Below are 11,887 nucleotides of genomic sequence, written 5' to 3'. Positions count from 1 at the left end.
TGTTCTTCATACGTTTATCCTTGGAAACACTCCCCGTGTTTCCCAGCTAAACCAAATATGTTGATTAAAATGAAAAGTAAAAGAAAAAGTTTTAATAGGTGGATTTATTGCCTATTCATCATCATTACGCTAATCGGAATTTCCAATTCCATTTATGCCCAAACCACTACCAGGATTATTACCGGAATTGTTACCGATGAAGACGGAACAACTTTACCCGGCGCTGCAGTATTAGTAAAAGGCACAAAAACTTCCACTTCTACGAACGTAGATGGTAAATATTCAATCTCTGTTCCATCAGATGAAAGCGTACTTGTTTTCTCCTATGTAGGTGCAACATCTACAGAAGCCATTGTTGGAACAACAGTGGTCTTAAACATCACTTTGAAATCATCAGTATCTATATTGTCAGATGTTGTAGTAATCGGTTACGGTACGGCCAAACGGTCTAATGTAACCTCTGCAATTTCATCAATCAGCGAAAAGGACATTAAAGATCTTCCAGTTTCAGGTGTGGATCAAGTCCTGCAAGGTAAAGTTGCAGGCGTAAGCGTAACCACCAACGGCGGTCAACCAGGTGGTGGAGTTTCGGTTCGGGTTAGGGGCGTTACCTCCGTAAATGGAAACGAACCACTCTATGTTGTAGATGGGGTTCCATTGCAAAGCAACCGCAATAGTATCTCTCAAGATCAACTTGGAGGTATGGGCGGACAGACTAGCCAAAGTCCTTTAGCATCACTTAACCCATCAGATATTTTAAGTGTTGACATTTTGAAAGATGCCTCAGCGCAAGCTATCTATGGATCATTAGCTGCGAACGGGGTGGTTATCGTAACTACAAAAAGAGGGAAGGCCGGAGAAGGAAAGATCACTTACGAAGGTTATTATGGCTTACAGGAAGTTCAAAAGAAATTGAAAATCATGGATCTTAGTCAGTTTGCCCAATATAACAATGAAGTTTTAGGGGAGATTGCGGCGGTTGATGGTAATACAACTTTCACTACCGTTGGTGAGTTCCAAAATCCATCTATACTGGGTAAAGGAACTGATTGGCAGGATGAGGTATTTAGAAGTGGTGTGATGCAAAATCATCAGGTCAGTTTTTCTGGAGGACAGGATAAAACCAACTACTATACCTCCTTCAATTATTTTAGCCAGGAAGGAACAATTATAGGGTCTGACTTCAATCGCTTATCATTAAGGTTCAATATTGATCAGCAGGTAAAAAGCTGGTTTAAAGTCGGGTTAAGTACCAATTTGACAAGAAGTAACCAACGAATCTCGTTAACAAACGGTTCTGATGCTATAGTTACCATTGCTACAGCAAACAGTCCTGCCGCCCCAGTTTACAATGAGGGTGGGGGGTATGCTACTACTGTTGCTGTTGGTGGTTATAATTTCGGTAATGTTAGAAACCCGATCGCACTTGCTCTAGCCCGTGAGGTAAGAAATATTCAGACCAAAGGATATGGTAACCTTTATGGAGAACTATCATTTACTAAAAGCCTTTCATTTAGAACTGAAGCAAACTTTGATTATACGGTTGGAGACAACAGTGCATTTCAACCATACATAGATAATATTTTAACGCCAAGCAGGTTGGTTGAGCAGAGATCTTCAAATGTTTACTATGGCTTGAGAAACCTTTTAAACTATAATCAAACATTTGGCAAGCATAATGTAACGGCTTTACTTGGTCATGAAATTCAAGAAGGAGAATACGATCAATTAGAAGCTGCAAGGCAAAACCTTACCCAAAATATTCCTGCAATTGGTGCAGGTGGTGAAGCAGGTCAGTCTTTGGGGTCATATCTGGGTGATTTTGCTATGGAGTCTTATTTTGGTAGAGCAGGGTACACCTATGACAGTAGATATGCTTTAAATGTTTCTTTAAGAAGAGATGGTTCCTCTGCTTTTGGTCCTGACAATAGAATCGGCTATTTCCCAGCAGCTTCAATAGGCTGGACAGTTACGAATGAAACCTTTGCTAAGGATCTTAAGGTACTAAACTATTTGAAATTTAGAGCTGGAGCAGGAGCAGTTGGTAATCAAAACTCCCCAACGCAAAATGCCTATGTTACCAGGGTCAGATTAATATCTACCGCACCATTCGGACAAGGTGGTATTCCACAGAATGTAGGTAATCCTAAACTTGCATGGGAATCCGTGATCACTTACAATGGTGGTATTGATATGGGTTTTCTCGACAGAAAGCTTGAACTTACCGTGGATATTTATAAAAAGGAAACATCAGAAATGATTCTAACCAGTTCACTCCCTGTGTTTACGGGAATTGGAATTCAATATAACGATATACAAGCACCAGTTGTGAATGCCGGTAACATGGTCAACACGGGATTTGATATCTCTATAAATTCAGCAAATATTACTCGTACAAATTTTGAATGGAAAACTAACCTTATTTTCTCCCGTTATAAGAATATTTTAAACTCCTTAAACAGCGAGACTGCTGACATTTCGAGGTATGTGGAGTATGGTAATGCTGTATTGTTAACAAGAACGCTTGCAGGCAGATCAGTAGGAGGATTCTATGGTTTTGTTACTGACGGTCTTTTCAGAAGTATGGATGAATTGAATAGCGGTCCTGATCAAGGATTAGGTATTAGTCCGAAGGGTACATGGTTAGGCGATATTCGTTATAAAGACCTAAATGCTGATGGTAAAATTGATCAAAATGATTTGACTTTCATCGGTGATCCTAATCCATCTTTTACTTACGGAATTACCAACACCTTTAAGTACAAAACGCTCGATTTATCAGTGTTCTTACAAGGGTCGTACGGAAACGATGTGCTAAATTATACTAAGAGAACCACTGAAGCATTAAACAATGTTTATAACAACCAATTGGAGACCGTAATGGGTAGGTATTCTGCAACCAATACTGATGGAAAATTACCAAGATATAACCAATGGCACAACAACAACTTCAGGGTTTCTGACCGATTTGTAGAAAATGGATCGTATTTGAGAATTCAGAATGTGACTTTGGGATATAACCTTCCTGTAAATATTATAAAAAAGGCAAAAATGGCAAACGCAAGGCTTTTTGTATCTGGTCAGAATCTGTATACTTTCACTAATTACACTGGTTATGACCCAGAACTTGGGGCATTCAATGGTGGAGCTACCTTCTTCAATATAGATAATGGAAACTATCCCAATCCACGCACATTCACATTTGGTGTAAACATCACTTTCTAAGACCTACTGACATGAAACTGAAAATACGAATAATATATACAGCAGTCGCCATAGCGATGTTGACAATTACCTTCTCCTGTAAAAAAGACTTTTTGGAGAAGCCTTCCAGAAATGAACCAACACTTGAAACGTATTATGATAACGCTGCGCAAGTAAGGGGAGCTACTGGACTACTTTATAATAGTGTATGGTATGAATATCAGGATAAAGCTTTCCATGCGATCGGGGAGGTATTGAGTGGAAATATGTATACTGGAGATACTAAATATAATACATTTTTAAACTTCTCAATTTCAGGTACTGATGAACAGGTGACCAGATCATGGTATGCCTTTTATAAAGAAGCTGGAAATGCCACAGTTCTGATAAACACTTTTGAGCAAAAAAAATCTAAGGTTTCAGATGCTTCTTTTTTGATTCAAGGTATTGCTGAGGCGAGATTTATGCGTGGCGTAGCCTATTTTTACCTTGCTAGAGTATTTGGGGCAGTACCAATCGTTACTGATCCTGTTGTACTTGCGGAAACTGGGAAATTCAATGTTCCCCGTTACATCCAATCTGACGTGCTTAAGTTTGCAATTGAAGATATGAAGTTTGCTGAAGAAAATTTGCAAGCCACAGACGAAAAGGGCCGCGTCACAAAACTATCAGCAACGGGCATGATGGCTAAAGTATATCTCTATTTAAAGGATTTTGATAATGCTAAATTAAAAGCCGGGCAAGTTATTGCTTCTGGTAAATATTCGCTTTATCCTGACTACTACAGGATGTTTACGGATCCGTCAGCGAATAACAATCAAGAAGTACTATTTGCTTTCCAATGGCTTGCTGCTGGTGGATATTCCATTGGAAATCCTATCCAGGCTTATGTTGGTCCATCGACACTATTACTGCCAACAACCGGAGCAGGATACTCTGCAATTTTACCATCCATCGATTTGTTAAATAGCTATGAGCCTAACGACAAAAGGAGGGGCTGGTCTGTTATGGAACAAGGTTTTACCAGAACAGATTGGGTAAATACTAATTTTCCATCTGGTTTTGTCTACGATACGACTTATGTTACTTCAGCCGATCAGCAAACAAAAATTAAAACCGGTACAAGATCTAATTCACTAAAATACGTAGTTGGTCCCGGTAGTAAAGACGTTGTTGTTAATGGCACTTCAACAGATATAAATACCTATATATTGAGGTACGCTGATATTTTGCTGATCTATGCAGAGGCTACTTTAGGTACCGCGGGATCAACAAATGATGCGACTGCATTGAAAGCCTTTAATGATGTTAGACATCGTGCAGGATTTGGCGTATCGGCAGACAAAACAGTATTGACACCCGATGTAATTCTTCATGAGCGGAGAGTAGAATTTGCTTTCGAGGGGGATTATTGGTTTGATATCCAGAGACAAGGATTTGCCAAAGCCAAACAAATTATAGACAATCAGGAGCGTGGTATTTATGGTTTTGCGGGAAAACATGTGATTGAAAGCATTAAAGCTACACTTCGTGCCGCAGAAAACTTGTATCTACCTATTCCTACCACTGAAATTTTAACAAATCCCGAGCTAGCTAAGCCGGCTATTCCTTATTACAATTAAAAAATATCACTATGAAAAGGTTCAACATTAAATCAATTTTATTTTTTGGAGTTGCATTCATCATTGCTTCCTGCACTAAGGAAGTTGAAAAGCCTGAAGCAAAAGACAATCCTAAGGCGAATGCGTTGGAAGTGTCGGAGGGACCAGCCGGAACAGTAGTATCTATAACAGGAAGCGATCTTGGAGGAATGAAAACAATTATGTTTGAGAAAGACAGCGTTTTCGCGAATTTTAATCCCGTTTTTAACAATAACAGCGCTGTTGTATTTAGGGTTCCTGATGATGCTTCCGGCGGTAACCAGAACATCATACTAACTAATTCATTAAATAAGCAAATAGCTATCCCTTATACTGTAATTGCATTGCCGACGGTAACTGAGGTTTCAAATTACAACTTTGAAACGAATACGGAGATCACCCTCACCGGTAATAACTTAAATGATGTGGTGTCTGTGGGTGTCACTGGTACTTCTGCAACTGCCACTATCGTTTCCCAGAAAAAGAGAAGCCTTGTAATTAAAATGCCATCAACTGACGTTAACAGTGCAGCCCTGACAATTACTAATAGCACTGGTCCGATCGTTACAAACCAAGTATTTGTTAACCTTGATAAGGCGTATAAAATCTTTACCGAAGGATACAATAACGGGTTTGAGAATGCATCATGGGGTCCAGCATCCACTTCGACTGCATTTGCGAAGACAGGGGCAACCTCTTTCAAAGCAGGCTACATTAAAGGGAACTGGAGCGCCAATGGCTTCGCCAATTGGACTGGGATTGCCAATACTCCTGGATTCAAATTTATGTCATTTTGGGTGAAGGGAGCTTCAGCAGCTTACACATTATATGTAACTGGAGATCAAAGAGAAGGTGGTTATGGAAACTCAGACACCACAGTGCCAATTCAGATCCCTGCAAATGTGTGGACGTACTTCAAAATACCGATGGAGACTTTGCAGCTTTGGAAAAAAGGCGGTCCTTTCAAGCAAATTGGATTCTTTATTCAAGGTCCTGATGCCCAAGATGAGGCATTTTATTTTGACGATGTAATATTTATTAGATAAAGATAAAAACTATAGCTGGTTTAAATGTACGGGGAGAGCCAGGATTGGATCTCCCTTGTATTTATTTGCCAATCACTTCCGCAACTTCCTCTGCTGATATATCGCTATGTGATGCATCAAGGACGCAGTTCCCATCTTTAATTAATAGTATCTGTGGAGATTCGTGTTGCACCTGAAATGTCTCTGCTATTTGGACTGAAATCGGCCTGTATTTGATCAGATCTAGAAAATATAAAGAAGTATTTTCCGGAATTGCTTCCCAATCCATTTCGAAGCGGCGCTTTGCCATCATGCTGACTGAGCAGCGGGTACTGTGTTTAAATATCAGGCTGTATCCTTCTTGTTTTTTAATGTTATTGATCTGATCTAAATCAGTAATGTATTTCCACTGCATCTGTAATTTTTTTCGTTGTCTAAATTATCCTCTTCTTCTTTTGCCTTCCGGATACGAACTGTATGCTGGGCAAAGTCTGCTAGAGCATGCTTCCAAAACAGTGATTGCAAAAAATACGCCAATCAGTAGTACTGCAATTTTTTTCATCAGTTTTTATTTACGGTAGAATCTTGTACTAAGCTAACTAATTTGAATAAACATTCAAAGCTTTTACAGGTTGGCAGACAGATCTGCCATCTTTATTGCGGTGATGGCTGCTTCGTCTCCCTTGTTTCCATGTTTGCCTCCGGCACGGTCAATTGCTTGCTGTTGATCATTAGTGGTGAGTACGCCAAATATTACCGGTTTACCATGCTTTATGCTGACTTGCGTGATACCATTCGCTACCGCTTCACAAATGAAGTCGAAATGCTTGGTGTCTCCTTGTATCACACAGCCTAAGCAAATCACAGCGTCAAGGTCAGCGTATTTGTTCAGAAGAATATCTGCCGTGCTTGTTAGTTCAAAACTTCCTGGTACTACAACTGACATAATATTCTCATCAAGAACGCCATGTTTTAAAAGTGTATCGAATGCTCCTTTGTATAATGCTCCCGTTATCTCAGCGTTCCATTCTGCCACTGCTATAGCAATTTTATAGTTTTCTCCACTTGGTATCGTAGTATGCGAAAAATCAGATAGGTTTTTAAGATGTGTTGCCATATTGCAAAGCTAGATAAAAATATATTTATGACCTGCCTTAATCAAAAATACCCTGTCGAAGTTAATCGAACAGGGTACTGTTATACCTTTTAAGGGTAAGTAATACTACTTTACCTGAGCTTCTGCGCGACCGATGTATTCATCAATCAATACTGCTTCCTGGCTATCAGGATATTGAGTCTTGATTTTAGTGTAGGCATCCTGAGCGCCTTTGAAATCTTTCAACATTTCATTTACTAATCCTAATTTTTTAAGGAACATTGGTGATGTGAACTTGTTACTAGCTTTATCTGCAGCTTTCTTGTAGTAAGTAGCGGCTTGTTTATAATCTTTCAGCTCACTGTAAGCGTCACCCAGAAGACCAAGAGCAAGGGGGTCAATAACTGTGCTTCCTGTTTCAGAATAGCTGCCTAACGACTCAACGGCTTTTTTGTATTCGCCTTTACGTAAATATATACCACCTAAGTAAAGGTTAGCAAGGTTTGCAGATTTAGTGTTCGCATACTCATCAGCAATTTTCTCTAAACCAGGATATCCACCTTCACCATTTAAAGCCTTATTCGATAAGGAATCAACTCCGATAAATCGTTCAGCTTTGTACATTTTTGCTGAAGCTTCTTCTGCCCTGCCTTTTAAGTAAAAGTTTTGATACCATATATAGATAGCGATAAGCAGCACAATCGCACCAGCAATAAATAATAGGCTTTTCGTGTTTTCTTGTAAAAATGAGCCCTTTCTAACCGGCTGGGTAGTTTCTTTTTCTGTTGTCAACATTTTGTTTTAAAAAAATTAAGGATTGCAAAAATACGTTTTTACATCAAAGTATCAACCTCTTTTTTAAGTATTTAATAAAACATATTAATAGCCATCTTAATTGACAATGGTAAACGGTAACTTTGAAATAGATTATATGTGGTTAAAAAACATTACGCTTCTAAATTTCAAAAATTATTCTGATGCAAATGTCAGTTTCTCCAAGACCGTCAATGCGTTCGTAGGCGATAATGGTGCCGGCAAAACCAACCTCCTGGATGCTATTCATTATTTATGCCTCTGTAAAGGATATTTTAATCCAATCGATACGCAACAGATTAAGACCAATGAAGATCTGTTTATGATCCAGGGGGATTTCGAGCGATTGGAAAAGAATGAGAAAATCACCTGCGGCGTTAAACGAAATCAAAAGAAACAATTCAAAAGGAATAAGAAGGAGTATGATAAGCTAGCTCACCATATTGGTCTTTTTCCATTAGTCATGGTCTCTCCTTATGATACAAATATCATTATGGAAGGGAGTGAGGAGCGACGAAGGTTTATGGACAATGTGATATCGCAGACCGATTCCAACTATCTTGATGAATTAATACTCTATAACAAGCATTTGTTAAATAGGAATGCATTATTGAAACAAATCTCTGTATCTAAAAGTTATGATCCTTCTTTGCTAGAGATATTTAATGATCAGCTTGTTGCATCTGGACTAAAAATCTTTGCAAAAAGACAAGCGTTTATGATTCATTTCATCCCGCTGTTCAACAAATATTACCAGTTTTTAACGGAAGACAACGAGCAGGTAGGGTTGCAGTATCAGAGCCAGCTAACAGACACCAATTTTGAGCAGTTATTGGTTCAATCTGTAGAAAAAGATAAAGTTTTAGAGCGAACGACTACCGGGATTCACAAAGATGAATTAATATTTACGATCTCTGATATGCCGCTCAAGAAATTTGGTTCCCAGGGTCAGCAGAAATCTTTCGTAATTTCACTAAAGCTTTCACAATACGCCTACCTCCAAAAACATAAGGGGTTTAAACCGCTACTATTGCTTGACGACATCTTCGATAAATTAGATGACAACCGGGTAAGTAAGTTGATGGAAATGGTTTCACACCATGACTTCGGACAGATTTTCATCACAGATACAGGAAAAGAAAGGGTATTAGCTATCTTTGAAAAGATAGCGACACCATTAACAATATTTGAAGTGAACAAAGGAACCTTAAGCCATGCGTAAACCGAACGATATTACCTTGAAAGAAGGAATTGGAAAGTTGCTTAACGTATATAAGCTTAAAGGGAGATTTGATGAAACTTCTGTCGTGGCATACTGGCCAGAGCTAATGGGTAAGGCAGTAGCAAACAGAACCACTCAAATTTATATAGCCCAAAAGAAATTGTTTATCAGACTGGAATCATCTGTGATAAAGAACGAACTTTTGATGGTCAGAACCGGCATCATTCAAAAGATTAATGAACGAGCCGGTACTGAAGTCATTACAGACATAGTTTTTTTGTAAACTATATTGCTGTCATCAAAATACTTTACTTACAATCCAGATGATCAGTGATATCACTAGTACAACTACTATTATCCCTGTTATCATTCCGGCTTTGAATATCCCTTGAATCGCTGCACAGCTCGTAAGTGTTGTAGTAATTAATGCGATAAGTGCTAGCGGAAAATATCTTTTAGTCATTATAATTTTTGTTTTGTATTATTTAACAAAAATTTATAGTAATGGTTTTATTATTTACCTGCCGTAACTTTTAAAAGTTCCACTTCAAATATTAAGGTGCTGAATGGCGGAATGTTATTCCCTGCGCCACTTTCGCCATAGGCCAATTGGTATGGGATGAAAAATTTGTATTTAGCACCTTGTTGCATCAATTGAACTCCCTCTATCCAACCTGGGATCACGCCATTTAAGGGAAAGGAAATTGGCGCATTCCTCTTGTAAGAACTATCAAACTCGTCTCCGTTTAATAAGGAACCCTTGTAATGAACCAAAACGGTATCGATAACTTTCGGACTCACACCAGTGCCTTTAATCAACACCTGGTACTGTAAACCGCTCGTTGTTACTTGAACACCCGGCAACTTTTTGTTGTTTTCAAGGAAGCTTTTACCTTCATTTATCTGAATAGAATATTTTGCCCTTGTCAAACTATTTACCAAATTATTGATAGCAACTTCTGCTTTTGCTTTGTCTATCAGTGGTGTTTTGCCTGCAAAAGCATCTTTAAATCCCTGCAATAACAGTGCGTAATTTAGGGCTGTTATTCCGCCCTGTTTCATGTTACTCGCAGTTCCTAAGCCAAAAGCATAGCTGGCAGAATCCAACGTGTTAGTAATAGCCAAGGGCTGAACAGCAGTTTTGGTAGCCGTTTTTCCAGTCGTGGCTTTTTTTACCGCAAAAGCTTTTTTTGCAGTTTGCGCAGATACGGTAGCAGCAAACGCAGTAATCAACAGTGTGAAAAGAAACTTTTTCATATTAAAAGCGCTCATCAGCTGTGAAGAAAAAGTCTCCTTCGATCGCTGCATTTTCATCTGAATCTGAACCATGAACTGCATTTGCATCAATAGATTTTGCGTACTTCTTACGAATAGTTCCTTCAGCAGCATCAGCTGGATTAGTAGCACCAATCAGTTTTCTAAAGTCTTCAATCGCGTTTTCTTTTTCTAAGATTGCAGCAACGATTGGTCCTGATGACATAAAGGCTACTAAGTCTTTGTAGAAAGGACGGTCTTTATGAACTTCATAAAATTTACCGGCAGTTTCTGTAGTAAGATGGGTGTATTTTAATGCGATGATTTTGAAGCCTGCGGTAGTGATGTCATTGATGATTGCACCGGTGTGTCCGTTCGCAACAGCATCCGGCTTAATCATTGTAAATGTTCTGTTTGTACTCATTTTTTGTTTAAAATTTTCACAAAATTACATTTTATAGTGTTAATATTAAAGCTTGAATTTTATTAGGCTCCAAATTATCATTAAATCATTAGCTTTGCCCCCGAAAATATGTTGTCCATTACCGAAATAAAAGAATTGCTGGCCACGCCGCAAAAAATAGTGATCACTACCCATCATAAGCCGGATGGGGATGCCATGGGCTCCTCTTTAGGTTTATACGCTTATTTGATCCAGTTGGGGCATCATGTGAAAGTGATTACTCCAACAGATTATCCTCAATTCTTGCATTGGCTTCCTAATAATTCTGACGTTATTATATATGCTGATGAAACTGAGCGCGCTGCCAAATTTGTATCCGAAGCAGCGCTTATCTTTTGTTTAGATTTTAATACCTTAAGCAGGATTAATGAGCTTGGTGAATTGGTTCGTGCTTCTGAAGCTTACAAGTTGATGATCGATCACCACCTGGAGCCGGAAGATTTTGACGATTATCGTCACTGGAGTATTAATGCCTGTGCCGCCGCTCAGTTGGTTTACAACTTTATAGTAAATGAATTGAAGGATGGAGCGATGATTAATAAAGACATCGCAACATGCTTGTATACTGGAATCATGACGGATTCAGGATCTTTCAGATTTGAGTCTGCCAATGCCGCTGTTTATAGGATCGCTGCAGACTTGATCGATGCCGGAGCAGAACACTGGAGGATCCACCAGCTGGTATACGATAATGCTACAGAAAACCGTTTACGTTTTTTGGGTCACTGCATCAGCAACAAGTTGGAAATACTGAGGGAGTACAATACGGCAATTATCTCCGTTACTAAACAGGAGTTGAATGAATACAAAATAGCAACAGGTGATACCGAGGGTATTGTGAATTACGCATTATCTGTCAATGGGATCAAACTTGCAGCTTTTATAATTGAAAGAACTGATAAAGTTAAATTATCTTTGCGCTCTACCGGTGATTTTCCGGCAAATGAAATCTGTAAAAAGTATTTTGATGGTGGTGGTCATAGAAATGCGGCAGGGGGTGTTTCCAGTAAGGACTTGCTGACAACAGTTGCTGATTTTAAAGAGATACTTAAAGAATATAAAACACAGCTATTGCAGTAAAATAGTCTGTACAGCAGTACAGAAAACGAACGCCGCTCAAACGATTACGACTTTAACAAAATATAAACAAACAAAATAATTTAAAACCAA

13 protein-coding genes are annotated in these 11,887 nt (G+C 38.8%); 6 read left to right on the top strand and 7 right to left on the bottom strand.

Annotation, left to right across the window (positions count from 1 at the left end; genetic code table 11):
- Positions 1 to 69: 69 nt before the first annotated feature.
- Genes ACHFIZ_RS08820 through ACHFIZ_RS08810 form a run of 3 tightly spaced genes read left to right on the top strand, consistent with a single transcriptional unit; the run spans position 70 to position 5,890 of the window.
- Positions 70 to 3,225: a SusC/RagA family TonB-linked outer membrane protein gene (locus ACHFIZ_RS08820; protein ID WP_410884911.1), complete on the top strand. Its 3,156-nt coding sequence runs from the start codon at positions 70 to 72 to the stop codon at positions 3,223 to 3,225.
- Between the two features lie 11 nt (positions 3,226 to 3,236).
- A complete protein-coding gene (locus ACHFIZ_RS08815) occupies positions 3,237 to 4,826 on the top strand; it encodes a RagB/SusD family nutrient uptake outer membrane protein (RefSeq protein WP_410884909.1) in 1,590 nt (529 codons plus the stop codon).
- An 11-nt stretch (positions 4,827 to 4,837) separates the two neighbouring features.
- Positions 4,838 to 5,890 (top strand): cell shape determination protein CcmA, encoded by a 1,053-nt coding sequence (locus ACHFIZ_RS08810; protein WP_410884907.1) that lies wholly within the window; start codon positions 4,838 to 4,840, stop codon positions 5,888 to 5,890.
- 61 nt (positions 5,891 to 5,951) lie between these two features.
- Here ACHFIZ_RS08810 and ytxJ read toward each other — a convergent pair whose 3' ends face one another.
- From ytxJ to ACHFIZ_RS08790, 4 genes are all read right to left on the bottom strand, one after another.
- Positions 5,952 to 6,284: a bacillithiol system redox-active protein YtxJ gene (ytxJ, locus tag ACHFIZ_RS08805; protein ID WP_410884905.1), complete on the bottom strand. Its 333-nt coding sequence runs from the start codon at positions 6,282 to 6,284 to the stop codon at positions 5,952 to 5,954.
- A gap of 24 nt (positions 6,285 to 6,308) precedes the next feature.
- The gene (locus ACHFIZ_RS08800; protein WP_410884904.1) at positions 6,309 to 6,431 is read right to left on the bottom strand and encodes a hypothetical protein; all 123 of its coding nucleotides are present in this window, start codon (positions 6,429 to 6,431) and stop codon (positions 6,309 to 6,311) included.
- A 63-nt stretch (positions 6,432 to 6,494) separates the two neighbouring features.
- The gene (gene ribH, locus ACHFIZ_RS08795) at positions 6,495 to 6,986 is read right to left on the bottom strand and encodes a 6,7-dimethyl-8-ribityllumazine synthase (RefSeq protein WP_410884902.1); all 492 of its coding nucleotides are present in this window, start codon (positions 6,984 to 6,986) and stop codon (positions 6,495 to 6,497) included.
- A 105-nt stretch (positions 6,987 to 7,091) separates the two neighbouring features.
- The gene (locus ACHFIZ_RS08790; protein ID WP_410884900.1) at positions 7,092 to 7,760 is read right to left on the bottom strand and encodes a tetratricopeptide repeat protein; all 669 of its coding nucleotides are present in this window, start codon (positions 7,758 to 7,760) and stop codon (positions 7,092 to 7,094) included.
- A gap of 136 nt (positions 7,761 to 7,896) precedes the next feature.
- On the opposite strand from ACHFIZ_RS08790, the gene recF reads away from it, so the two are divergent.
- Together recF and ACHFIZ_RS08780 are read left to right on the top strand one after the other, a co-directional pair.
- On the top strand, positions 7,897 to 9,000 hold the full coding sequence (gene recF, locus ACHFIZ_RS08785) for a DNA replication/repair protein RecF (RefSeq protein ID WP_410885040.1): 1,104 nt from the start codon (positions 7,897 to 7,899) through the stop codon (positions 8,998 to 9,000).
- Entirely contained in the window at positions 8,993 to 9,283 is a 291-nt protein-coding gene (locus tag ACHFIZ_RS08780; RefSeq protein WP_410884898.1) for a DUF721 domain-containing protein, read from the top strand. Before recF ends, ACHFIZ_RS08780 begins: the two co-directional genes overlap by 8 nt.
- A 15-nt stretch (positions 9,284 to 9,298) precedes the next feature.
- On the opposite strand, the gene ACHFIZ_RS08775 is transcribed toward ACHFIZ_RS08780, so the two are convergent.
- The 3 genes from ACHFIZ_RS08775 to ACHFIZ_RS08765 are packed head-to-tail and all read right to left on the bottom strand — an operon-like array spanning position 9,299 to position 10,678.
- Positions 9,299 to 9,463: a hypothetical protein gene (locus tag ACHFIZ_RS08775; protein ID WP_410884896.1), complete on the bottom strand. Its 165-nt coding sequence runs from the start codon at positions 9,461 to 9,463 to the stop codon at positions 9,299 to 9,301.
- 50 nt (positions 9,464 to 9,513) lie between these two features.
- Positions 9,514 to 10,257 (bottom strand): FKBP-type peptidyl-prolyl cis-trans isomerase, encoded by a 744-nt coding sequence (locus ACHFIZ_RS08770; protein WP_410884894.1) that lies wholly within the window; start codon positions 10,255 to 10,257, stop codon positions 9,514 to 9,516.
- 1 nt (position 10,258) lies between these two features.
- Positions 10,259 to 10,678: a nucleoside-diphosphate kinase gene (locus ACHFIZ_RS08765; RefSeq protein WP_410884892.1), complete on the bottom strand. Its 420-nt coding sequence runs from the start codon at positions 10,676 to 10,678 to the stop codon at positions 10,259 to 10,261.
- A 108-nt stretch (positions 10,679 to 10,786) separates the two neighbouring features.
- On the opposite strand from ACHFIZ_RS08765, the gene ACHFIZ_RS08760 reads away from it, so the two are divergent.
- Positions 10,787 to 11,797 carry a DHH family phosphoesterase gene (locus ACHFIZ_RS08760; protein ID WP_410884889.1) on the top strand — a complete coding sequence of 337 codons (1,011 nt, stop codon included), beginning with the start codon at positions 10,787 to 10,789 and terminating at the stop codon, positions 11,795 to 11,797.
- The last annotated feature ends 90 nt before the right edge of the window (positions 11,798 to 11,887 follow it).

The organism is Pedobacter sp. JCM 36344 (assembly GCF_046546555.1).
Lineage (GTDB): Bacteria > Bacteroidota > Bacteroidia > Sphingobacteriales > Sphingobacteriaceae > Pedobacter.
The sequence above is the reverse complement of the archived record's forward strand: the minus strand, read 5'-3'. Positions and strand labels throughout refer to the sequence as shown.